The sequence below is a fragment of the Sediminispirochaeta bajacaliforniensis DSM 16054 genome (assembly GCF_000378205.1).
GTDB classification, from domain to species: Bacteria; Spirochaetota; Spirochaetia; order DSM-16054; family Sediminispirochaetaceae; genus Sediminispirochaeta; species Sediminispirochaeta bajacaliforniensis.
In genome coordinates, this window is sequence record NZ_KB899434.1 from 1 (window position 1) to 22,258 (window position 22,258).

A 22,258-nucleotide genomic window follows, 5' to 3' on the forward strand; every position below is an offset into this window, starting at 1 on the left:
CCTAACTCTGCATCCAGGTTCAGTATACCGTTATTTACCTGCTCTATCCAGTTTCGGATGGTCTGATCGTTTATGCCGTATTCCAGGGCTACCTCACGGATACTCCGCTTCTCAGGGGGTAAGACTTTTTTCAAGACTGATTCTTTGATGGCTCTGCTGTACCTCATACTGTCTCCATAGTTCTGTTCTCTGATGAAGAAATTAAATTCTCACATCAGGCGTAATCTATGTTGACACAGGGGGTTCGCCCCAGGGACCGAATACTGGCAAAGGGTGAACATCCGCACTCCAAACCTGGTTCGGTATTACGTGTGGTGAGAGAAGTCTCGATCTACCGTTAATGGCTGGTTTAATTGCGATTTTGAACCGAAGACGATTGATACCGTTAATATTGCAAAAGCATTAGCTACTACTGTTCAGGTTCTTGTCACAGGTAAAGAGGAACCTTATAGGACGTTCAAACAAAGCAGGATCAAAAGGCTTATCCATGATTACTCCTCCACTTTTCTGAATAGTTTTTAGTCGAGTTGTGTGATGCCGAGCTGTTATTATGCCAATCGGATTCTTTGTCAAGAAAAATGGTATCCAAATGGAGTATTTTTTCCGATAAAAAAAGCATGGATTTCATTATAGGGCCAGAGAGAGGCGTAGGTCAGGGCAGGGGAAAAATCCTGTATTTTCCAGATTAGTCTTTTAAATATTTTTGATCGATAGCCTCCTGAAAAAGGAGGCTATATTTTATTTCTTCTCTAATAAGCAATAGCAGCAAGAATAAGGTCAATACTTAGAAAATCTGTTGTTGCTGTTATGTCATCCTCTGTTGTTTCAGGACTCCCCATCTTCATGCTACAAAGTATTGAATAATGCTTCGAGAATTCATACCCAATTCCTACCGACCATCCAAAACCAGTCCAGGTGTCTACCTGACCGAACCCTCACGGCCCAGAAAGAAAAGGAACTCCATCCGGCGACATACTTGTTGACATCTCTGTTGCGGATTTTTTATAATTATAATCGGGTTAAGCGTGCGGATATTGGTCCGGACAGATGAATACGCGGGGGCCCGGTGAACACCGTACTCTTTATCGATAACCTTGTTTTTTTCGGGGGGGGGCTTGCACTGCTGTTCTCCCTCGGCCAGATGATCCTGAAGAAAAAGGACGGCAGGAACTACCTCTTTGCCCTGATAATGCTGCTCATGGCTATCTACCAGTTCTGTATCTCTTTGCACCTTTTTTTCGATTCCATGTCCTGGCAGCGTATGTTTCCCTATGTTCATATGGTCAGCACCCTGTCGGTATGCATGCTCATTCCCCTGATCTATTTTTACTTCAAGGCGCTTCCCGAATTTTCTTTTAGCTTTTCAAAAAAAATGCTGCTTCATTTTATTCCAGCTGCGGCGACAGTTATTGTCCTGGCCATTCTGACCACCCAAATAGGGTATCCTCTGGATGCGACCATAGCCGGCCGGGACTACAAGGGCTACGTATACAAAACCCTTTTTCCCGTGCGGATTGTTTCCGTTTCCACGGTTGTCCTTCAGGGAATATATCTGCTCGCCATTACCCGGCACTATGTATCCCTGTACAGGAAGGCCCGTGTCGATAAGAAAGACAAGTACGTAGTAGTACTGTTTTGGAGCTTTATCACACTCTTTTTTATTCTATTTTCCGGCTTATTTATAGCCATTTTCACCGTCAAACACGATGATATCTCAAAGCTGTACAATCTTTATACCCTGCGGTTTACCATTGTTACTGTTTTTACATTACTGTACAGCTACCGGTACCCCTTTGCCATGAACATCGTCAACACGGAAACCCTGCGAACCTATTACGCCCGCTCCCAGACCGATAAGCTGCCGCTTGACACCGTTGTAGAACAACTGGAAAAGATGATGACCGAAGACAAGGTGTTTACCGATGAATCCCTGACCATTGAAAAGACGGCGGATGCTCTGGGCATAACATCCCATCAGCTCTCGGAAATTCTCAACACCCGCCTGCAGAAAAATTTCAGTACCTGGCTGAAAGAAAAACGGATTGCCGAGGCCTGCACTCTTCTTATTAAAAAGCCGGACGCGAAGATTATCGAGATATCCCTTGACTGCGGTTTCGGTTCCCTGTCCACTTTCAATGCCGCTTTCAGACAGATAACGGGGTGTTCGCCCAGGGCATACCGAAAACAGTCCGGCCTTGATGGAGCTTCTGCAAAAAAGCGCAAATAGCCGCCTGTCTCAAGCGAGTGAAAAACCAACGGCGGCAAGCCCTTTGTCGAATATCAGGTGGTTTTCAAATAACGCGTAATGAATAGCCATGATATTTTCCTTGAAAAAAATCGCCAAGGAAGGATTAGGGCCCGCCCCAATTGCCTTATCGCCCCCGCTGTTTCCGGCTACCTCCGGGCCGCCGGGCGCGGGCGGGCAATTTCCGCTTCCATCCCTCACGCGCCCCGCCGTGGTCCTTGCCGTGTTTACTCCGTGGCTTGTCCTGATAAAAGGCCACGGCAAAACCGCCTATGGTTCGCACACCACGCGGAAGCCGCAGTAGTTGAGGCCGGTCCGGGGGTTCCGTCGGGGCCCTGCGGCCCCGACCGCTTCGCGCCCAAACCGGCCCCAGACCCGCTAAAGTTGCGCTATCGCGCTCTTTCTTCTGGGGCACTCAACGCTCCGGGCCCTCGCGTTGAGCCCTCACGCGGGGCTGCGAAGCGCTGCTGTAACAGTTATTCCCGTGCAGGCGGGAACCCATGGATTGCCCGGTCAAGCCGGGCAATGACAATTAGTGGTTAAAAAGCCCGTGCTGGACGAACTGGGTTGTAACCGTTCTTAGACCATTCCTCTGATGAACCATTATCTAATCTCCGCCTATACCCCTTCATAGAATCGACCTCAGACGACGACCAGCAATAAGATGATTCACTAAAGTCCCAGTCCCCCAGACCATCTAAATACAGATTGGTATACATGGCATTAAGTTCGTCGCTTGAGGGCAGAAACCAGTCACTGTAGCCGCCTGATTCATAACTGTTACAGGCATGGGCGGCATTATCTGTCATGGTGTCATCGGCTATTATGTCCAGGGTGTTTTGTGCCCCTGTTCCTATGGCTGTTCCATCTGCACCGGATACTGTATAATCATATGTACCCCACTTTTTTTGATTAGAAATATTCTCAGGTGCCGCCTCCAGGTAACGCCAGTCGTCGGTGAAGCTCCCCTTGTCGTAAAAAATGTACCCGCCGGCTGGACCGATGTCCCCGACATCAAGGGCATCCCAGTAAACGTAGAGGGTGGTATCCGCCGTAATGGTAAAGGTGTCTCCGGGTTGATAGGTGGTACCGTTACCGTCGGCCTGGGTGTTCCAGCCGCCGAACTTGAAGGCCTCCGCCGTTCCCGCTGCGGGAATTTGTACCACTGAGCCGCTAATATTTGCGGCGGTTATCGTTGCTACGCCCGCTTCGTATTGTGCTGTGTCTTCCGGTACTGATCCCTCTGTGCTGCCGTTGGCGTCGTAGGTTATTGTATGCAGATTCGGTACGGTTATGGCGTCGGAGGTGCTGGAGCCTGAACTGCCGTAGTCGTTTACCGCCCATATCCGGTAGCTTCGGGTGGTTCCCCGGGGCACGTCTGTGTCATCAAAGGAAACAGTACTCCCTTCCGCCATTGTCAGCTCCGTCCAGGTGCTTCCCCCGTCGTCGGAATACCGAATCGGGAACACTGCTTCGTTGGCGGAGTTATCCGCCCAGGTCAGGTTGATGGTTGTGCTTCCCGCTTCCCGTGTGGCGGTAAGGTTCGATGGTGCCTCCGGGGCGCTGTTGAAGTCGGCGGCGGCCAGAGCAATGGTCTTGCGGCTTGTCAGCTTGTCGTAGACCCGCACCAGCTCGCTCACGGTTACAAGGGCTGTTCCCCCGCTGTCCTTCAGCTTGACAACAAGCAGGGTTCCCGCGGAGGCGGCCCCCACTCCCGTTTCCGTCACGGTGTAGCTATAGACCCCCGATTCGGGACCCGACAGAACCCCCTCCGTCCCTGCGGTTCCTCCCAGGGTGTAAGTCACCGAATCGACGGCTGTTATTGTCTCCGGCCAGGTGATGGTCACCTCCACATCACCGGTTCCGGTTGCCAGAGGCGACAGAGCAAAGGCCAGTTCCCCCGACGCTTCTATCGTCTTTTCAAGGCTTCCTTCCAGCAGGAGATCCCCGGAGGCATCCGCCCCGCTGAAAGCCTGGAGGATAAAAGTCCAGGTTCCCGTCTCCAGGGTAATCTGTGCGTTCGCAAGGTCGGCCCAGGTTTCGGTACGCGTGGTCTCTCCCTGCACCGCAGTCAGTTTATAAGAAGCGATGTCAATATCGTCTTCCTGCACCGTCACCGTCCGGGCGCTCATCGTTCCGGCTGATACCGTCAGGATGACCGGCTCCCCATCGGAGGAGGCCGACGAGGGGTCGGTGAGGAGCATGTTGCAGCCGGCAAACACGAGGACCGTTAGCATGATCAGTATAGTGATACCGGTAAACCGGCGAATCTGTTTTCTCATATCTGTACTCCTTATTATTACAAGCATCAGAGTCCGAAGAAGTAACCACAGATGGACAGTCAGATAAACACAGACTTTCGTGAGGGATGAACTGCTTCCCCATCCCTGCGGTTCTCTGCGTCCTCTGTGGCTTTCCCTCCTGATTACCCCTGTCCCTAATTGGTTACTGTAATGGCAACCCTTGCCGAAGAACCGTTCCCGTCGACGTCTTCCACTACCACCATCAGCTCATGACTTCCCGCATCTACGCTACTGGTGTCCAGCTCCAGGGTTTGGGTCGTTACGCCCAGGGCGCTTCCGTCCAGATACCAGGCGTAGGAGGCGTAGGTTTCGCTAACGCTCACGGACAGGGTCTGGTCCTTTGCCACCGTAAAGGTGTCGGACAGAGTTATCATACCCCCCGCCGGAACAGAAATAGTCGCGGTGATGGTGCTGTCGGGCGTCCACTTGGCGTAGAGGGTTACGTTCCCGGTGGATCCGGCGGATATCCCGGTAACCTGCGTCTCGAAGCCTGAGTCGCTGTACCAACCGCTGAAGGTGTAGCCGGTTCTGGACGGGGCTTCCAGGGCAATGGCGGAGCTTTCAATGGTATAAGTCGCTGGATTGGAGGCACTGTTTGTCCCACCGTTCAGGGAGTAGGTGATGGTGTACGCGGTGGGCGTCCATACCGCATACAGGGTTACATCCGCCGTGCCCATGGTGAACTCCTCCTCGTCGGTATAGGCCGCTCTTCTCCCGGTACCTGTGGCCCAGCCGACAAAGGTGTAGCCCTCATAGGTAAAGGTGTTCGCCGGTAGCGTTACCGTTGCCCCCTCGGCCACCATTTGGGCTGCCATGGTTCCGCTGCCGCCGTTCGCGTCGAAGCTCAGGGTGTGTACGTTCTGCGACCAAGTCGCGTAGAGGGTCACATCCCCCGTTCCCATGGTGAAGGTTGCGCCCTCCAGGTAGGTGGTTCCGCTTCCGTCGTCAGCGGTGTTCCAGCCGCTAAAGGCGTAGCCGTTCAGGGCAAGCCCTCCGGTGTTGCCCAGGACCGTTACCTCGTCGCCCGCAAGGTACGCATCACCGTCCGTGGGAACCGTCCCCGAGTTCGCGCCGTTGGCGTTGTAGGTGACGGTGTAGGTCTCTGCCGGCCTCACATGATCTGTTGTTCCGTTGGGACAGCCTGCAAAAATAAGCAAGGCCAGAACGGCCGCCGTCGCGACTATGACACTTTTTCTTATCATCTCTGTTCTCTTCATCTCTGTCCTCCTGTGACTCGAATTGTCTCCCGGGTATCCGTGACAGGCGGAAGGAAGATTTTTCTGCAATCAGGAGCAACTGTAGACGGTTTTTTACGGTAACTCTCACGAATTTATGAATCTGGCAGTTTTTTTAAGAAATTTCCGCGTCCGAGTTTTCAAGCCGGGAACTGCAAAGAGGATACGGAGGAAAATCCTTTACGAGGGGTGAGTAAGGTTCCGGACTCACCGGGCGTAAGACAGGGCTCTATCTGAATTAGAGCCAATGCGTAAGAGCAAATCTGGGTAGTATTGCAATCTCAATAAAGACGAATATAAGTGCTCTTGATGAAATAAGAAGGCTTAGAGGCGGAACCGGCGGCAGAAGATGGCCCTTAAAGCCAGGGGCTTCGTGAATCTCGTGCGGACCATAATGCTTAATTTCCTTTCCGTGGTATAATCTCTAATAAAGAAAGATTATTTGCATGAATTTCATGTTGATAAAGAGAGTTATATGGCATTGTGACTTATCATAAGGAAGTATTTTGGAAGATTTTTTTATCAAAACAATGCGTCTTGGATTCAGTAAACGGAGTAGGCAATTATTACCGCAAGCGACAAGTCTTTGGGGTGATTCTAATGTAACAAAATTCATTGGAGGATGTATGTCTTATGATGAGGAAACCGTCACCTATGTCCTGAAGTTGGACTCTTTTGGGGGAATCTAATTTACCATCTATGAAAAATAACAAAGACCAACTAAACATATTGAGAGATTTTCTAAATCTCTGTACAGAATATGGAATTGAAACGTGGTTGATGGGAGGTTGGGGACTCGATTTTCTATATTCAGAAGAAACAAGAACCCATAGCGATATTGATTTGATTGTAGCCAGAAACGATTATTCTTCAATCTCAGGCGTCATTACCAGTTTTGCAGATATCATAATAAATAATACCATACAGAAAATTACGTTTTCCAAAAGTGGAATAGAGTTTGATATTTGTTTCTTTTTTGAGATTGATCAGCAGTATTATCTTGATCTTGATGAAAAAGATCCTTTAGTTTATCCAATGCCTCAGAATTCATTCCCCAAGGACAAGTTCTCCATATTTTCAGACATTGAAGTTAGAACCATATCGTGGGAAGCTCAATTCGTCGCAAAACAAGGTTTTGTCTATTACTCCGGACAAGCTTTGCGGGAAAAGGATAAACAGGATTTATGTGTGATCAAAAATAATCTTACGGAGTCTTTGGAAGAACTTGAGACACTGCTTCCAGGAATCAAAAAAGAGGGGCTTGATCCGACAGCTCCCCCAACGTGAACTTTCGTATAACAAGACTGTAGGCCCCCCCGAAATAGAGAAGAATCTTTTCTTCTCATATCTTTATTTGTGCAAAGTGTCTGAATTAATTTTCTCTATAACAATTTTTCCCGGTATGGACAGCCTTTATAATCTTCTGTTTCTTCTTGAGGTCTTTGAACGTACCGCTCCATTCTTTTGAAGCGTTTGAAGGGAGTTTACATCCATCAACTGCGAACCTATTTTTTCGATTAAGCCGAGATCTGCGCAGATAATAATGACTTCTCCACTTTGTAGCGAGAATCAAAGGCAGATATATCTATTTTTTTCTCGATTAGATAATTGAGTTCACATCTACATTATTGTGCTGTACAGTTGATTGGAGGTTTTCCTACAGGTTCAACAGCGAATAGGCGGTTCCGACGATATAATGCCGGAAGGGAACTTGTGGATGAAGCTACGGCCGCTATCCTTGATGCGTAACAATTCTTGTAAGTTCCTTTTGTAGAACTTGTGAGAAATTTATATGTAATTCTTCAGCCTCATCATTGAGCCATTTAGGAATTGTAAGAGTTTTCTTGACTGATTTATTTTCCTGTTCTGAATAGACTAATTCCATCCAAGCAGTAACAAGAGAAACAAAGCATCCGTCAGATACCTTGATGCTCACAGGGTTTGATGGTGCAGGTATAGGGTCGCCATCATTTTCTAAGCTATAAAGATGACCGCGTAAGGCCTCTTCAGCCATTGCCAAAGCTTCTTCATACCCTCTCCCAAAAGTAAAACAGCCAGGCAAATCTGGGAAAGAAACATTATAGTAGTTGTCTTCAGGCTCGAAAACTGCCGGATAGATGTATTTTTTCATCATAATCCTCCTGCGGACTATTTGAGTCCTGCCTACTTCAAAATTGAATTACAAGTCCCTTTCGGAACATCCTTTCTTGGATGCGGGACAGTAACCTTTCCGGGTTTCAAGGGATGCTTAAAATGATAATGGTCTCCATGTACTGTCATAAGTACCCATCCATCTTTTTTAAGCATCTTGATTATTTCCCGCGAGTCCATAATCACTTCCTGTTGAATAACAAATATAATACGTATAATAACACGTGTCAATAAATGCAGTTTACTACGTTGATAGTTCCTTTCCTACATCCCGTACAAGGATGGGATCGGCTCCGCCGTCAATGAGGTGAGTAATCAAAGAACTTTTAAGCGAGTAGGGCGTGCGCTTTCGTCCCTCTGCGTCATCCACCGGCAAACCGAGCGTCGCCATCATGTGGGCGAAACGTTTTGGGAAAAACGCATATGGTAAACGCTGGCCAGTGTCGTCATGACAGAAAACAGGATCATTTTCATTTATACGTATCCTGGTATCAGCATACTCCTGCAGAGTTGTTACCAATCCTTCGATGATAGGAACGCTCCTTGGCCCTGTGGCTTTTGTCTGGCGGAATGTTACCATATCGCCTTCGATATCTCCCCAATTGAGGCGAAGAATAGCAGAGGGTCGTTCTCCTGTTGTGAACATCATCAAAGCAAATGTGTAATGTTCAGGGAAAACGATGTAGTCTTGTGTATGCTGCCCGTTGCCTATAGGGAAAATTGCGAATCGAAAGAAATAATTTTACAATATATATAAAAAGGCAAAGGGGGATATCATGTCAAAAAATCTTATTGCTTCTGTTTGTATTGTTTTGCTGTTAGCTGGTTGTGCTTCAGTGAAACAGACGAACAATTCAAAGCGTATCTGGGAATCAACTACCATCACCACTGAATCAAGAGACGATGAAGCCGTAAAGCATATTTTAGCTGCTAGTGTCATAGAGTTGAGGAACATGTATGAAACTGAACTGGTTAATATACGTGTTGAGAAAGAACAAACCCTTGTACATCTTGACGAATTGCGAAAACAAAAGAAATGGTCGAAACTTCTGGTCTGGGTTGGTGCTGGAGGTGGCGGAATTATATCGGCCATTGCTAATTTTGTTCCGGAGAATGATGATTTCTCAATGGTTGGAGGCTATGCTGGTGCTGTAGGTATAGTTGCTATTGGCGTTTCAACTGCATTTGACTTTCAGCCATCGCTAATTCAAGAGGAGTATGATGCGTATCAAAGGTACCTATATGCTTTAATCGAGACGGATGACCAGTTTTCTGTATATAAGGTTGAACTTTACGAAAACAGCGAAGAGAAAAATATCATAGAGGAAGCAAAAACCGTTTTAGCAGAAGGCCGGGCCAGATTGAAGGCTGCAAACCCTCTTATCAATTATGAAGGCATTATATCAGTTGAATAGAATTTGCTATCTTTGGAACTGTATAATCTTGCATTTGATAGCCTTTCGGAGGCTGCCAGTTACCAGATATTCTACGGTAATATCGAGAGCTTCAGCTATCGCAACAGCCTGATCTGCATTCGGCATTATTTTCCTTGTAACCCAGCCATTAAAGGTCCGATAGCTAACATTCATATGATTGGCCACCCATTCTTGCGTAGTGTTTTTCTTTTTTTCTGTAATTTACGTCTATTCCACAACGTCTTATCATCTATATCGGCCAATTATTCAGAGTTTTCTATACAGTAACACAATTAATATGCCGTAGAAATATGTACCGTTCCGCCGATTAGAAAGAGAATCAGACCAGATGCTATCATTATTATTTTCATAGACATTGTATCTGCAAGGGGGCCAAAAACAGCCATTCCAATAGGAAGAAAAAGCGCATAAGCGGAACTGAGCAATCCGAACACCCGTCCTTGCATTGAAACCTCTGCATTTTCCTGAATTAACGTTGTTGCTGCTGTTTGAGTAATGGTAAGGGCAATTCCGTACAAAAGCATGCATCCAAGATACAAAATGAAGTTTGGTGAAAAACCCATTCCGACGGCAAGCACACCGAACAAAGCAAGTCCTGTGGCAAACGTCTTCTGTCTGTTTTTGAATCCCCCCCATGTACTCATCAAGATTCCACCGCCGGTCATACCGAAAAAGCCGACAAGCTCAACCGCTGTCATATACCAATATGCCGTACCGTATGTACGGTTCACATACAGCTGCGCAAGAAATCCCGCAGGAGTACTTAGAAAAATAAAAAGCCCGTATACAATCAGAACACGCGCTATCAAAGGGGACGATGCAACATAGCGCAATCCGTATTTCATGTCGGTAAAAAAGGTTTGCTTTGTGTCAGAAGCATTTGTTTCCGGTACAGCATCCCCTTTCCCTTCCGAGGTAATCTGTGGAATTGCCACGAATAGACACATGCTGATTCCGATTGCGGCGGTTACGACATCCACCAGCAGAGCATACCGAATAGAACTATATGAAAGCAGCATACCGGCAGCCGCTGGGGACGCAAATTGCATAACTGCTTGGAAAGTTGCGTTTATTCCGTTGAATCGCATGAGCTCGGTTTCCGGCGCTATCGACGGCAACACTGCATATACGGCCGGGGTCTGAATTCCGGCACCAAAAGAACGTACAGCAGACATCACAAGTAGGGCATACAGCAGCATATTCTGATGTCCGGCACCAACAATATACGGCACAAGCAGAAACATGCCGAACGTAACAAGTGCAATAACCGCATCTGTACCAATTATGATGTGTTTACGGTCATACCGGTCAGCCCATACACCGCCTGCAAATGAAATCAAAAACTGCGGTAGATACGAGCAGATTGTAAATACGGCCACCCACTTTCCGAGCGAAGTTTGCTTCGTCACAAACCAGATGACAGCCATCTGTACAACCGTTGACCCAAACAGCGTCATGGCCTGACTTACTAAAAAAAGAACTGTATTTGTCTTCCAATTTTTCATAGTGAGTAAATCTACAATGCGGAAACTGTCTGTTAATAGAAAAAAAAGGACATTTTACACCGGCTGTGAGAAATAATCCGAATATGGAGAACTGCCTTTGACAAGTAGCAACGGAGTCAGCCCGGTAAACGCTTTGAATTCCTTTATCATGTGCGACTGGTCAGAGAAACCACAGGCATAGGCTATATCAGCAAAACGATCTAAAGTTTCCGCTTTATTCTGCATCATGCTAAGTGCACGCTGAAATCGCACAATACGGTAAAACTCTTTCGGATTCATGCCGAGTATATCGGAGAAAATCCGACTGAATTGTTTTTGTGAAAGATTTGTTGTTTCCGCCAATTGGGGAAGGCTTACGAACGGATTTCGGTTCATTTCACGAACAGCGCCGCGAACACGGTTTGTATTCAAGTCTCTATGCGAGTTAGAAATTTGCTGCAAAAGCCACGCCTCAATCAGATTGATGCAAGTGTCCTCATTTTCTGTTTCAATGATACGTTTTGAAAGTTCATTCAAGCTCCTGTTGAAACAACGCAAGAAAAAAACACGGTTTTTGCAAGAAAATATCTATGCTGTTAATTACAAACTATGAAAATCAATTACAACATAGCGTTCAAGAAATAGAATCAGATTTCTCTGTTATTTCAGCAGGTTTCCCTGGCCAGGAGACTTCCTGCGGGAAGCCTGGCTGCAATGGAAGATCCCTGAGTGCCTGTCGGTAGGTTTTCCAGGCCGTTTTATCGGATAGGGGATAGTCGGCCATCATGATGTAGTCACTCTCTGAAAGTAGCCTGTCTCGTTCTAAGCGAACCCGTTCTGCGAGTACCTCATCGGGGACTATCCAGCCCGTTTCACTCCACACAGCCATAGGGTCCGGCGGCTTTATATCGGTCATACTTTCATCGGGTTCCTCACCAAGAGACAGGCGTACAGATTTTCCAGTTGCTTTGTCCCAGTAGGGAACACCGGTATAGTCAGATTTGATTATGTACTTTCCGTCTTCCCAAACTGTTGTTTGATTCTCACCTACAGAGGTGATCAGCCCCTTGTCCACGGCCTGCTCCACAGAAATACGGCAGCCTGTACTGTCAAAAAACCGTGCATCACACCCCTGGTGGATTTCTGCACTGTCGGGGTATGCTATGGAACCATCCGGTTTTGTCACACTCGAAATTATTGATTGAACTACATTGTCATCATCAATGATTGCATAGATCATTTTCGTGCCGCCTCCTTATGCTGTACGTTTCCACACGCGGAACGTTCTATTTCTCATACGTGTTTCGCTACCGACTCTAGGAGTCCCATTCACATCATCGCTTACAAAATCCCCCATGTAATTCTCCCCTGATATTCCGGTTTTGCTGTAATAGCCTGTTTGAGAATTAGCGGTTGTGCCCCTGAATGTTATTGAATCAGCCCCCGTCCTCCCTGTCGCTTCACCGGTATAACCTAACGTTTGACATAAGAGTTCAACAATAAATCCTTGGAATTGATCTTCTTGTATACCACTGCCAAACGCCAATGCATTTCCACCAGGTGTACGGAATGTTATCCCTTCATTTTCAAACAGAGCCGTCCACGTCCCGGGTAGTCCAAGACTTCCAGGCGCTGAGGCTCCTGGAAGCTGCACATAGGATGATCCGACTGGCCAGACTGCATTTTTGATAGACGTCTCCAAGGCATCCAAATATGCTTTTATCCTTGCCTCAGACGGGACAACGCTCGCGGAGCTACCCATAGTACCCGATGCCGACAGCGTCATGTTGGCCGTCTTGATCAATCTGCCTGTTGCATCGGCAAACAAACCTATCTCGCCGTCTGCGAACCCGGACCCCGATGGCCTTACAAATCGATCATCATGCTGCGAGTCATGGCCCGATATCTGGGAATCTACATAGCTTTTAGTTGCTGCATCAGCTGAGGCCGATGGATTTGCAAACTGGGCGCGGCCGTTAGAGTCCCTGACCACCATCCTCGATGCGGTTGCCGCGCTGACAGCCCCGTGTGCTGTCGTTAAATCTGTATGTTCTTTTATTAAAGCAGCAACGGCATTTTTCACCTGGTCAGTAGCTGTGTTATTAGGAGACGATCCTGCTGAAGAAATTAAAGCTTCTATATTATCCAGTATCAGATTGATTGTTTCAGGATCGATAAAAGATGGCTTTTCTTCAGGATTTTCAGGATTCCCGATGGTGAATTTCCCATCTTTTAAGCCGGGAAATGATACCGCCTCTCCATCTATAGTTATTGCCCTTTCATTTGGATATAACCCCATGATTCACTCCTAGGAATAAAAGAAACTTACGATGTAATTCGATTGTAAAATGCTGAGTAAATAGGACTCAAGAGTAGCTCTTATTGATTCCTCCGCATTTGATATATAAAGGTAGATGGTTGAAAACCATGCTGGTCCTGCTATGCGTTTGTCAAACCTGGTGTATCCATAAAATGCTGGCTTTACTGGAAACGTATATTTAATGAAATTGGCATCATATTGAGCACATATATCTATAAAAACCTGTCTGTTGATGTTTTCTATCTTTGTTGATTTGAGCAGCTTTCTTCTTTCCGACAATTCCAAGTTAGCATTTTCGATATTAAAAATCCGTTCCCAGTTATCAATCAATTCGGTGGTGGTATTTATATATGCCTCTTTCAACAAAGCCGCCTCACGGGCTCTAAAGCGGTTGAGCTCTGCCCCTTTTGCATCACTCCATTTATAGATGTCACTCGTTTTATCAGCAAGTTGCTGATCCCAGAAATCTCCAGGAGGTAAAAGTTTTTGGACTGCTATTGTGTATTCTTCTGACGAGGGTATTACTAAAGCCAATTGATGTCTCCTAAATCAAGTAACTGAAGGATCGTAGAGCTGCCAGTTTCGAGAGTAACAGAAGCATCAGTTATTATGGTTCCATCGACGATAGCATCACGTAGTTGATAGGATGTTATGGAACTTCCCGGCTTGATGTTTAACGCCATCCAGGATTTTATGCGTATTTCAGTGGTATTCCGATTACTTTCAGTATCTTCGGTACTTATTAATTCAATTGATGGATTTACATAGATAATATCAGGCGTTTTAACGGTATATAAAACAGGGGGAGCATTTTGATATATGTAGTCACTGACAATATCCAAATCAACAACCTGGGACAATCCTGTTTCATGGTTACCACCAGCGACTTGAATAAGTAACGCCCCAAACGGGCCATAATTTTTGAATTCCCACGCTTGTTCTACTTCGATTGATGCATCTATCGCCCAAGCTGCAAAGTCTCCGGGCTTGCCATATCGAGATGAATTTCTGATATAATTTAGTACTCGGATCAGGTATTCGTCATCAGATTCTGCATCTACTCCACCAGTAATACTGTCTTCAAGAACAATGGTGGTATCCTCTATGCCTTTAGGCACATTGGATATGATAGTAAGCTCCGTTCCCTGATCCTGGTTGCCATCAGACCCATTCGTTGATGCCTTAACCGTAGCATTGATAACTCCTTCATCACCAATTTCAGAGGCTTCAGGCAAATAGTATTCTTGGCCATTTGGCGCCTCGAGCAGGATACCAGCAGGAATGGATCTCCCAACGGAACCAGAAAACTGTACCATTCCTGACGCTCTTTGCGCAGTCAAAATAGGAACACGGTCACTCCAATGAGCTCTGAGGTTATCACTACTTGCTGTGTCGGGAAATATCTGGCGAGCCAGATATACGAGATTACCATATAATTGGTGATAGATTCCGGCATCTACCTTTCCTATCATCGTCAACAAGTCGTAGCGTACCGTTTTTGATAAGGGTGTGAAACGAGATTTGTAGTCATTTTCTATACGGTCCTGCAGGTTAGAGATGCTCGGTCTTTCAAAATCCATACCACACCCCTTCTATTATTTCAGAAGCCCCAGAGGGCTTTGTAATCTTAACGTTGTAATTTATTCGATTTTTTCCTGTTAACTCTGTTTCACATTCAACATCTTCAGCTATTCCATCATCCTTCAGCCATGATAAAGCCCTGATTATTTCCTGTTTGACGTCGGTAAGAAGGTCTGCAGTCGTTTTTCCGGTCTGCCGAAGTAGCCACAGATCACTACCAAATTCAGGGTCTGCCCACCATCTCCCGCGATCTGTACCAAGTGTCATTTGTACCAATACCGAAATAGACATATAATTTTCAATTGCTACCGTCGCCATGTAATACCTTCTCCGAGGCAAGGCCAGAAAAATTTTCCTTATCAACAAGGGATGACAGGACGGTTATTATGTTTGATTTGAATGTTGATCCTCCATCCCCCGAAGCCACCGCTGCTGTAGAAATGGCATTAATTATTCCATCAATCCTGGCTGTCATTTTATTTAATTGGGTTGTTAGCTCTTCGACCTTAATCACTCCACCGTATTTGGTTCCATAAAGCTCGACTGATCCAGAGTTCCGGCAAACAATCCAGCCGCCAGTTTTTGTCCAGAGGGCCGAATCATATTCATCTAAGTCTGGCACCCCATCCTGGTCGACAACAGGCAGCATAACGGGATTACGTACATCTCCACCTTCAAAAAGAAACAGCACTGTGCCCTCTTTTCCTCTGGCAGCAAAACCATATGGGAATTGCTCTTTCCCTTTAACCGTCCGTCCATAATGTGTTGTGCCCTGAATAATAGCTCCATCACGTCTGGTAATTTGCCCGGCGACAACGAGGTTCCGAATTGCTGCAGCAAGGTCTCGTAATCCCATTAAAGATATGCCTCCCGAGGAACCAACTGAATATCACAGCTCATAGATTTTGCATCAGCTTTATATTCGATTTGGGATGTTAGTAGATTAGCCTCTATACTTAATGATGGAAGCTTAACTGGGGTTAAAAAATTTGTTTCCCAGAATATCTCTTTACCCGATAGATTCCCTAATTTCTTTAATTGGGCAAGAGAGAGCCCCCAGTCAGCTACTGATACAGTGATGCGCCGTTCCCTTCGACGACGTATTTCTGTCTCTGCCCGTCTGGATAATTGATCTTTCGTAATTGTCTGATCCGTGAGATTTAGGGTCAAAATACGGTTATTCTGACAACTTTTATCATAGGCTGTAACACTATTTCCATCGGGTCCTTTTATAACATAGGTATGATATTGCTCCGATCCTTTATCGGAATCCTTTATTGATCGTACCGATTGCCCCTCGATGAGTTTAAACCCTTCCTTTCTGACCCCGCCTGCAACCTCCCAGATATAAAGTCCCCCTGTTTGCGATGACGTGAGAATAAAACCTTGATTATCAGCAGCTTGTATAAGTTTTTGCCATGGGCTCTCATTCTCCCATGCAAAAGACGAGACCAGCTTCGTAAAATCGCCATTGCTCGTCGGCATGCAGCTGACATCGATGCTGAAACGATCGGCAATATACTTCACCACTCCCAACAGGGTTTTGTCTGTAATCTCATCCGACCAGCTACTATCTATGATATCGCGTGCCGCAGATCGTGCAGTAACGACCAGTTTTTCATCACGAGCTGTATTATCCAAGGATATATCATCGATGAATCCCATAGTGACATTTCGTTTTACCATGGGGTTCGAATAGTAGACGGAAATATGCTGGTGTTTTTCAACCTTTGATCGTTCACTGGTTGGGAGTTCCACTTCGATATAATGACAAATTTCGTCAAGTGACTTTCGGATGTATACACTTAACCAGTGCAGATTTGTCCGTTTATTATTCACATAGACATCAACTTTAGACATAAAAAATGCCCCCCGTTATCATGAGCTGGTCATCAATATCGGAGTTTAGCTCTTCAACCTTGTCGTAATCGCATCCCAAAAGTTGTGCAACTACCAACATAGGTAGCCCTCCCTGAAGCTGCACGGACCGTTCATTCCAGGTTTCTTTTTCCTGCAGCTGTTCCATGACGGCGATACGGCTTTCTGTAACCGCCTTGTAAATATTAGGGTCATCTACATTCAGAGAATCTTCCAGATCCATAAACAATGAATACAGGGCTTTGATTTGGTCTGCCGAAATTGTATCTACGTTTGGCAATGTCGTAGCTGCTCCTACGAATGCAGCATGACGATAAAGGGCAACCATGGCCTGTTTCGTAGCTGATTCTTTGAAGGTTGACGGAGATAGTTCATTCATTGTCTCACTCTTGGCAGAGATAAATTGCAATGTGGCATTATAGATAGAATCTCCATTTCCAGAAGATGTTGTCTCGTCGGAAGAAAAGAAGTCTTCAACAGCAGACACATCGCTTATCAATGTCGCAGTAATGGCGGTTATGCAACTGAAAAGTGCACGAGCAAAATCACCGGGAGCCGTAATTCCTTGTTCTATGAGGCTTATGATATTGAGAGCCTCATTGGTTAGCGAATTCATAGTATTTTGTGCCAACTGAAGACGACCAATAATATTCAATAATTTATCTTTGATAGCGGAGAACCCTGTCTCCAAGGCGCTTACTGAAAGATTATCATCGTCGAGAACCGATTCAAACCTGGCCACGGCTGCATCTTCAAGGTCAGCTATTGCATCATCAAGATTCCCCGATGTATTGTTTTCCTGGCGAGCCCCAGCACTTTGACCGACCCTATCTACTGCGAGAGTAATTTCACACCCGCCCTGGGCAGACGTTTCTTCCGATATATCCCAAGTATCCATATTAACCGCAAAGCGGCCCCAAAATGGTAAGATCAAATATGCCGGTTCATCATCCGATGTTTCGACGCTAAAAGCGGCCGCCAGTTTGTTGCGGTATTGAATATAATTGGTCCCAAGCAAGCGGCCTGATATTTTTATTTTCTGAGGTAGATAATTTAACGGTTTATTTGACCATCCTCCAAATGCCGAATACTCAGATATATCATTCGATTGACCACCAGAGACATTTGTCTTCACAAGATTAAATGCTTCGGGCTCCCCTCCTGGTGGTTGGTAACTTGTTCTCCGTGGAGTCTCCTCACTTCCGTTACTATTTCGCAGGGCCGAGCGCCAATTACCAGAATAGGGTTCCGGTAGGCTTATATTAAATTCATCGCTCATTGATTAGCCCTCACAGTACGTGCATTTCCTGTCTCTACCGTTGTCCCGGGGATGGTATTACGTCGTGTTTCTACAGATGCTGTTCCCGGTACATCAGCAGAAAACTCTACCTTCAATGATGCCTCGCCTGTCAGTTCAGCTTTTTGTATAGCAGCGGCAGGAACTCGTGATGGGATGGTTCTGGTTGCCCCACTGCTACGTCTTCTATTTCTGCTCCGTGCCGCCTCAAGAGCTTCTTCCGATACGTAATTGGAGGCATAATTTCCAGGAGCGGCAAGCTTCTTGCCCAGTAGACCACCAAGGAGTCCCCCCCCCTTATTACCGCCTTGATATCCAATCATTCCTCCAATCAAGCCTCCTACAGCAGTGCCCAGAATGGGGATAACCGAGCCAAGGGCTGCGCCAGCTGCCGCTCCTGCAGCTGCTCCGGCAATACCTCCGGCAGAGCTTCCAATAACCTTTCCTCCTTCCTCATATTTTTCTTCTTTTGTTAACTCTTTATTACGAGCAATCTGGAGGACCCCGAGCACCGCCTGTGGTATCTCTATCGCTGCAGCTGTGGCGGCAGACAGACCTGCTGTCCTCTTTACCGTTGACAAGAGGCCAGGGGACTGAGTGGTAAGACCAGAGGTCTTCGTCACACTTTCCGTCAGGTTCGATTGTGGTTTAACTCCCAAGCCATTCGATCCAAGGTTCGTTACATAGACTGGCATTCCCGTTCCACCGGCTCCTGCTGTCCCAAGGTTTAGTTTTGTTGTCCCAGCCCTCAGATTCTTGAAATTACTCAAGAGGGTACTGACAGTGGCTAATCCTTTAACGGCAGCAATGGTTCCTATACCAACAGCCATTGAGGTAAAAACTTTCTGTATTCGCTCAGGATCTTCTGCAAGCGCATTAAAATGTTCCGTTATCTTTTCAAGCGGTGCGGTCAACTTATTATCGGCGAAGCGATAGAAAGCGGTTTGGAGATTGTTCAAATTTGACTTAAGAGTAGAAGCTCCTTTGGCTGCATCCTCCATAATAGCCTTTCCGTCGGCCTGAACATCCATAAAACTATTCAAACTGGATATCACACCGGAGTCCAGATACTCAGCAGTTAGAGAGTTAAAGGCTCGTTTGGATTCTCTACCAAAGATTGTGCCAATGACATCTGTGTTTCCTTTTGTCATCGTCACAATATCTTTCATAATATCAGTAACGGGGCGGAAATCTCCTTCTAAATCTCGAACACTAACGCCTAATTTCTTCAATTGCTTTTGCTTTGTAGGATCTCCCAATTCTGCTAGTAAACCTTCAAAGGCGGTTGCAGCTTGCTCTGGAGATCCGGTACCTCTCTGTATAACCTGGAGCGCAGCCCCCATTTCTCTAAGTGCCTGGGCGCCACTTCTTCCGGTTGCGGTATAAGCGGTTATCACCCTCGGTCCTAAGGCCGCCAAGTTGGACAGGGTAAAGGCCCCCATTTTCCCCTGAGCGGTAAGCAGATCAAGAGACTTAAAAGCATCATCGGCCCCAAGTCCCATTTTCTGAAACTCAGCAAACAACCCCCCAATAGCCTCACCAGAAGCGCCAGTAGCCTGCATGGCAAGGCCCATACTGCGAAGATTTTCTTCAGCAAAAGACATATCTCCAGTGCGTTCAATTATCTGGCCAACAGCTCCTGTCATAGAATCAAGATTGATTTTTACATTCTTATCCTGGGCTATGTCCCACAGCTTTTGTTTCAACTGATCGATTTTATCTGCCGAAATATTGGACTGAATGCCAAGCCTGGTCATTTGGTCCTGGATATCGATAACTTTATTGACCGCCACACCGGCGCTAAGAGAAACTCCGAGCGTTCCAATCTTCGTCATGGTTCCGGACAAAAGCCCATCAACCTTTCCCATGGCACCGGAAACTTTGGAGCCGAAGGCTTGAGCTTCGGCCCCTGCTTTTTTTATTCCCGATGAAAAACCACCTCTCAAAGAAAGATCAACGCCAGCGCGTATTGTATTACTCATCACTCAACCCATGTGTTTTCCGGTAAAGATCAATCGCATCATCTTGCCAGGCCGTTAATTCTGCCCAGCCCATATCTTTTAGATCATCAAGTGAGATACCATGCAGCAAGTACATGATATCAACACAGGTAATGCGGACAATTGCCGCTAATCTTCCGACGGTAAGCCCCTCTTTACCGTCGGTTTGGAAGGGTCGCTCTTGTCATCCTCAGGTTCATTTTCATTTTGGGGAATGATGAACCTTGAATAGATTTCATTGGCCATCTGCCTGACATGGGCATAATCTTCAGGTGTTAATTCTCTAAGCAGCTCCACACTCTCCGATGTTAAAGAGGAGACCAATTGGAGCATTTGAGCGACAGTGCCATCCCTCTGGGTATCCATTCCCAGTAGGTGCCTAACCTTAGGTTCGTCGGTAAAATTAAGCTCTTTAACGGAGCGTTCGCCACGACTTACCGGAGTCTGTAATCTGTATATCATTTTGGTATCCGTCCTAAAGCTTTTCGCTTTTTCCGCTGTTATAGGTAACACTCATTTCACCATCCCCAAGTTCAACGGCGTCGACTACCCAGGCTCTTGGCATCATGTGTTGATTTCCGTCATCCAGGTAGATGGTAACCGAGTCATCACTGATATCTTTGAACTCGGAAACATCCATGATCGCCTGCAGTTTTATCTTTAGCTCCGCAGCCTGAGGGGTTTCGAGATATCCAAAGTTCTCATGGACTTCAGCATCTTTGGTTTCCCGCTTATAAGATGACGGACGAAATGAATGACCTCCGGCAACCAGAGGCAATTCTCCAAGCGTTGATGATACAACTCGTTTAACCTTTGCTAATCTCATACATGCTCCTCCGATTAATCGAACTGAGTTAGACCAGCCCCAATATAGAACTGACCGATTAGGGTTGGTTTGTGCTGATAATTCAGCCGTGTTTTACTGTCAGAATCAATTTCGACAATGATGCTGTCCTTGTAGCTCGCCAGGTCCTGACACCATTGTTTTTCCTGGATGAAAACCTGCTGGTACATTTCGACCAAGAATGCTTTCCAGATATCAGCAGTCATCACCTTGGCACCGGAACCAAAGTTCTCGTTTGTTGCTGCGAGTTTCCATTTCTTATATCTGGTCCGTGCTTCTGCATTGATTTCAGCTCTGACCCGTGAGATCGTTTCCGTTATTTGGACATCAAGATAGCTGGTATTACGGTTACCATCTGAATCCGCGTTATAACTGGTAACAGCTCGTTCAACCAAAACTGTCCCAGTGGAATCAACACGATAGGTAGCAATACCTGCACTCAAGAGGGCTTCCCGGGCGTTGGCATTCCGTTGTGCTATGGAAACAAGACCATCGATTTCCGTGTCATATGTATTGGCCGCAGGATCATCAGCAAGCCTTCTGATCAGCGGAGCCGCAAACCGAGCGGCCCAAACTGCCGGTGTCTGGAAATTGTTGCCCCTAGGAACCAAGACAATATGGGGGCTATTGATGCTGGATGCCTGGGCAATCATGCTGCCGGTGGTATTGTCATCACCGTCTTCGCCAGATAGAGCAAGGAACATCCTGCCGTCGCATTGGCGTGGGCCGCTGTAACGGCTTTTCAGTTCGGCGGAAAAAAGTACGATATTAGCCGCATCCGCAAGATCGGTAATAATGTAATGGTACTTCGTCTCTCCCATGGCCGCCAAGGCGGCGGTAATATCAGGGTTTCCAGATCCGACAGTGACAGTTGCCAACCCTGCAGCAATACCGGCTGGATCGGATTCCCCATATAATCCAGCCTCCACCGTCATCAAATTACCGTTTTCCCCCTTGGCCAGAGCTACCAGCAATACTTGCGCCGTATTCTCCGCATTAATCTCCGCTTCCAGTTCCATGTCGCGGACGGAATTAATAGATGCCACAAAAGCTGCTGCAAGGTCGTCAAGAGTATCCCCAGATGATACAGCCATGGAAACCTTTATCCCATTAACATACCGAACAAAGGTTCCGTCCTTTATCGGAGATGCAGTAAACGTATATGACTTTACTGCCGCCGTACCTGCGGCCGCCTCATTTAGAGGAAGAGCATACAATTTCTCCGTTTTGTTCAGGTCCATGAAGTTCATAGCCATCACGGCAGCAGGGTAACCTTCTTCCAAAAGGTTGCGGGCTTTTGCATCACCGGAAATAGCGACAACCTTATTTGCTTCAGCGGTTCCTCCTGAGCCTTTTATACCAATAACCAGCACTTTCTTTTCCTCACCGGTGGAACCAGCCAGCGAATTATCGATCTCCTGATACTGGCCCGGGACCAGCAACTCATCAGGAATCTGGGTAAATTCAATAGACATGCTCTATCT

General features: G+C 46.5%; 25 protein-coding genes. 3 read left to right on the forward strand and 22 right to left on the reverse strand.

Annotated features, from left to right (window positions below; translation table 11 throughout):
• On the reverse strand, positions 1–167 hold a 167-nt coding region (locus F459_RS22625; protein WP_020614436.1), incomplete at its 3' end, for a transposase.
• An 899-nt stretch (positions 168–1,066) separates the two neighbouring features.
• On the opposite strand from F459_RS22625, the gene F459_RS0119805 reads away from it, so the two are divergent.
• The gene (locus F459_RS0119805) at positions 1,067–2,227 is read left to right on the forward strand and encodes a helix-turn-helix domain-containing protein (protein ID WP_020614437.1); all 1,161 of its coding nucleotides are present in this window, start codon (positions 1,067–1,069) and stop codon (positions 2,225–2,227) included.
• Between the two features lie 9 nt (positions 2,228–2,236).
• On the opposite strand, the gene F459_RS0119810 is transcribed toward F459_RS0119805, so the two are convergent.
• From F459_RS0119810 to F459_RS0119820, 3 genes are all read right to left on the reverse strand, one after another.
• Complete coding sequence (locus tag F459_RS0119810) at positions 2,237–2,446, reverse strand: hypothetical protein (protein WP_020614438.1); 210 nt, start codon at positions 2,444–2,446, stop codon at positions 2,237–2,239.
• Between the two features lie 338 nt (positions 2,447–2,784).
• On the reverse strand, positions 2,785–4,527 hold the full coding sequence (locus F459_RS0119815) for an InlB B-repeat-containing protein (RefSeq protein ID WP_020614439.1): 1,743 nt from the start codon (positions 4,525–4,527) through the stop codon (positions 2,785–2,787).
• Between the two features lie 155 nt (positions 4,528–4,682).
• Positions 4,683–5,834: an InlB B-repeat-containing protein gene (locus F459_RS0119820; protein ID WP_245540239.1), complete on the reverse strand. Its 1,152-nt coding sequence runs from the start codon at positions 5,832–5,834 to the stop codon at positions 4,683–4,685.
• 648 nt (positions 5,835–6,482) lie between these two features.
• Between F459_RS0119820 and F459_RS0119825 the strand changes: the two genes are divergently transcribed.
• The gene (locus F459_RS0119825; protein WP_033302165.1) at positions 6,483–7,070 is read left to right on the forward strand and encodes a nucleotidyltransferase domain-containing protein; all 588 of its coding nucleotides are present in this window, start codon (positions 6,483–6,485) and stop codon (positions 7,068–7,070) included.
• 445 nt (positions 7,071–7,515) lie between these two features.
• Here the strand turns inward: F459_RS0119825 and F459_RS0119830 are convergent, their stop codons facing one another.
• The 3 genes from F459_RS0119830 to F459_RS0119840 all read right to left on the reverse strand — a co-directional run bounded on the left by F459_RS0119830 (position 7,516) and on the right by F459_RS0119840 (position 8,655).
• On the reverse strand, positions 7,516–7,914 hold the full coding sequence (locus F459_RS0119830) for a type II toxin-antitoxin system HicB family antitoxin (RefSeq protein ID WP_020614442.1): 399 nt from the start codon (positions 7,912–7,914) through the stop codon (positions 7,516–7,518).
• A 32-nt stretch (positions 7,915–7,946) separates the two neighbouring features.
• Positions 7,947–8,114 (reverse strand): type II toxin-antitoxin system HicA family toxin, encoded by a 168-nt coding sequence (locus tag F459_RS0119835; protein ID WP_020614443.1) that lies wholly within the window; start codon positions 8,112–8,114, stop codon positions 7,947–7,949.
• A 64-nt stretch (positions 8,115–8,178) separates the two neighbouring features.
• A complete protein-coding gene (locus F459_RS0119840) occupies positions 8,179–8,655 on the reverse strand; it encodes a tyrosine-type recombinase/integrase (protein ID WP_322786014.1) in 477 nt (158 codons plus the stop codon).
• Between the two features lie 55 nt (positions 8,656–8,710).
• Here F459_RS0119840 and F459_RS0119845 point away from each other — a divergent pair, with 55 nt between their 5' ends.
• Positions 8,711–9,349, forward strand: coding sequence for a hypothetical protein (locus F459_RS0119845; protein ID WP_020614445.1), 639 nt, complete (start codon positions 8,711–8,713; stop codon positions 9,347–9,349).
• A gap of 6 nt (positions 9,350–9,355) precedes the next feature.
• Here F459_RS0119845 and F459_RS23750 read toward each other — a convergent pair whose 3' ends face one another.
• From F459_RS23750 to F459_RS0119920, 15 genes are all read right to left on the reverse strand, one after another.
• The gene (locus F459_RS23750) at positions 9,356–9,571 is read right to left on the reverse strand and encodes a helix-turn-helix domain-containing protein (protein ID WP_281167926.1); all 216 of its coding nucleotides are present in this window, start codon (positions 9,569–9,571) and stop codon (positions 9,356–9,358) included.
• A gap of 71 nt (positions 9,572–9,642) precedes the next feature.
• On the reverse strand, positions 9,643–10,875 hold the full coding sequence (locus tag F459_RS0119855; RefSeq protein WP_026295133.1) for an MFS transporter: 1,233 nt from the start codon (positions 10,873–10,875) through the stop codon (positions 9,643–9,645).
• A 54-nt stretch (positions 10,876–10,929) separates the two neighbouring features.
• Entirely contained in the window at positions 10,930–11,391 is a 462-nt protein-coding gene (locus F459_RS22630) for a helix-turn-helix domain-containing protein (RefSeq protein ID WP_020614448.1), read from the reverse strand.
• Positions 11,392–11,488: 97 nt separating this feature from the next.
• Positions 11,489–12,094: a tail fiber assembly protein gene (locus tag F459_RS0119865; RefSeq protein WP_020613093.1), complete on the reverse strand. Its 606-nt coding sequence runs from the start codon at positions 12,092–12,094 to the stop codon at positions 11,489–11,491.
• A 15-nt stretch (positions 12,095–12,109) separates the two neighbouring features.
• Positions 12,110–13,153: a hypothetical protein gene (locus F459_RS23340; protein WP_020613094.1), complete on the reverse strand. Its 1,044-nt coding sequence runs from the start codon at positions 13,151–13,153 to the stop codon at positions 12,110–12,112.
• Between the two features lie 9 nt (positions 13,154–13,162).
• On the reverse strand, positions 13,163–13,708 hold the full coding sequence (locus tag F459_RS0119875; protein WP_020613095.1) for a putative phage tail protein: 546 nt from the start codon (positions 13,706–13,708) through the stop codon (positions 13,163–13,165).
• Positions 13,699–14,754, reverse strand: a complete 1,056-nt coding sequence (locus tag F459_RS0119880) for a baseplate J/gp47 family protein (RefSeq protein ID WP_020613096.1) — start codon at positions 14,752–14,754, stop codon at positions 13,699–13,701. The genes F459_RS0119875 and F459_RS0119880 overlap by 10 nt, the downstream gene beginning before the upstream one ends.
• Positions 14,744–15,073: a phage GP46 family protein gene (locus tag F459_RS0119885; protein ID WP_020613097.1), complete on the reverse strand. Its 330-nt coding sequence runs from the start codon at positions 15,071–15,073 to the stop codon at positions 14,744–14,746. Before F459_RS0119885 ends, F459_RS0119880 begins: the two co-directional genes overlap by 11 nt.
• A complete protein-coding gene (locus F459_RS0119890) occupies positions 15,054–15,611 on the reverse strand; it encodes a hypothetical protein (RefSeq protein ID WP_020613098.1) in 558 nt (185 codons plus the stop codon). The genes F459_RS0119885 and F459_RS0119890 overlap by 20 nt, the downstream gene beginning before the upstream one ends.
• Complete coding sequence (locus F459_RS0119895) at positions 15,611–16,615, reverse strand: hypothetical protein (protein WP_020613099.1); 1,005 nt, start codon at positions 16,613–16,615, stop codon at positions 15,611–15,613. The genes F459_RS0119890 and F459_RS0119895 overlap by 1 nt, the downstream gene beginning before the upstream one ends.
• A complete protein-coding gene (locus F459_RS0119900; protein WP_020613100.1) occupies positions 16,608–17,912 on the reverse strand; it encodes a hypothetical protein in 1,305 nt (434 codons plus the stop codon). Before F459_RS0119900 ends, F459_RS0119895 begins: the two co-directional genes overlap by 8 nt.
• Positions 17,909–19,912 (reverse strand): phage tail tape measure protein, encoded by a 2,004-nt coding sequence (locus tag F459_RS0119905; RefSeq protein WP_020613101.1) that lies wholly within the window; start codon positions 19,910–19,912, stop codon positions 17,909–17,911. The genes F459_RS0119900 and F459_RS0119905 overlap by 4 nt, the downstream gene beginning before the upstream one ends.
• 147 nt (positions 19,913–20,059) lie before the next feature.
• Positions 20,060–20,392 (reverse strand): phage tail assembly protein, encoded by a 333-nt coding sequence (locus F459_RS0119910; RefSeq protein WP_020613102.1) that lies wholly within the window; start codon positions 20,390–20,392, stop codon positions 20,060–20,062.
• Positions 20,393–20,405: 13 nt separating this feature from the next.
• Positions 20,406–20,756 (reverse strand): phage tail tube protein, encoded by a 351-nt coding sequence (locus F459_RS0119915; RefSeq protein ID WP_020613103.1) that lies wholly within the window; start codon positions 20,754–20,756, stop codon positions 20,406–20,408.
• A gap of 14 nt (positions 20,757–20,770) precedes the next feature.
• Positions 20,771–22,249, reverse strand: coding sequence for a phage tail sheath subtilisin-like domain-containing protein (locus F459_RS0119920; RefSeq protein WP_020613104.1), 1,479 nt, complete (start codon positions 22,247–22,249; stop codon positions 20,771–20,773).
• Between the last annotated feature and the right edge of the window lie 9 nt (positions 22,250–22,258).

What these genes read in the sequence shown, in the direction of transcription:
- F459_RS0119815 (WP_020614439.1), bottom strand. Translation starts at nt 4,527, where the DNA reads ATGAGAAAACAGATTCGCCGGTTTACCGGTATCACTATACTGATCATG.
- F459_RS0119825 (WP_033302165.1), top strand. Translation starts at nt 6,483, where the DNA reads ATGAAAAATAACAAAGACCAACTAAACATATTGAGAGATTTTCTAAAT.
- F459_RS0119830 (WP_020614442.1), bottom strand. Translation starts at nt 7,914, where the DNA reads ATGAAAAAATACATCTATCCGGCAGTTTTCGAGCCTGAAGACAACTAC.
- F459_RS0119835 (WP_020614443.1), bottom strand. Translation starts at nt 8,114, where the DNA reads ATGGACTCGCGGGAAATAATCAAGATGCTTAAAAAAGATGGATGGGTA.
- F459_RS0119845 (WP_020614445.1), top strand. Translation starts at nt 8,711, where the DNA reads ATGTCAAAAAATCTTATTGCTTCTGTTTGTATTGTTTTGCTGTTAGCT.
- F459_RS0119855 (WP_026295133.1), bottom strand. Translation starts at nt 10,875, where the DNA reads ATGAAAAATTGGAAGACAAATACAGTTCTTTTTTTAGTAAGTCAGGCC.
- F459_RS0119865 (WP_020613093.1), bottom strand. Translation starts at nt 12,094, where the DNA reads ATGATCTATGCAATCATTGATGATGACAATGTAGTTCAATCAATAATT.
- F459_RS23340 (WP_020613094.1), bottom strand. Translation starts at nt 13,153, where the DNA reads ATGGGGTTATATCCAAATGAAAGGGCAATAACTATAGATGGAGAGGCG.
- F459_RS0119880 (WP_020613096.1), bottom strand. Translation starts at nt 14,754, where the DNA reads ATGGATTTTGAAAGACCGAGCATCTCTAACCTGCAGGACCGTATAGAA.
- F459_RS0119885 (WP_020613097.1), bottom strand. Translation starts at nt 15,073, where the DNA reads ATGGCGACGGTAGCAATTGAAAATTATATGTCTATTTCGGTATTGGTA.
- F459_RS0119890 (WP_020613098.1), bottom strand. Translation starts at nt 15,611, where the DNA reads ATGGGATTACGAGACCTTGCTGCAGCAATTCGGAACCTCGTTGTCGCC.
- F459_RS0119895 (WP_020613099.1), bottom strand. Translation starts at nt 16,615, where the DNA reads ATGTCTAAAGTTGATGTCTATGTGAATAATAAACGGACAAATCTGCAC.
- F459_RS0119900 (WP_020613100.1), bottom strand. Translation starts at nt 17,912, where the DNA reads ATGAGCGATGAATTTAATATAAGCCTACCGGAACCCTATTCTGGTAAT.
- F459_RS0119905 (WP_020613101.1), bottom strand. Translation starts at nt 19,912, where the DNA reads ATGAGTAATACAATACGCGCTGGCGTTGATCTTTCTTTGAGAGGTGGT.
- F459_RS0119910 (WP_020613102.1), bottom strand. Translation starts at nt 20,392, where the DNA reads ATGATATACAGATTACAGACTCCGGTAAGTCGTGGCGAACGCTCCGTT.
- F459_RS0119915 (WP_020613103.1), bottom strand. Translation starts at nt 20,756, where the DNA reads ATGAGATTAGCAAAGGTTAAACGAGTTGTATCATCAACGCTTGGAGAA.
- F459_RS0119920 (WP_020613104.1), bottom strand. Translation starts at nt 22,249, where the DNA reads ATGTCTATTGAATTTACCCAGATTCCTGATGAGTTGCTGGTCCCGGGC.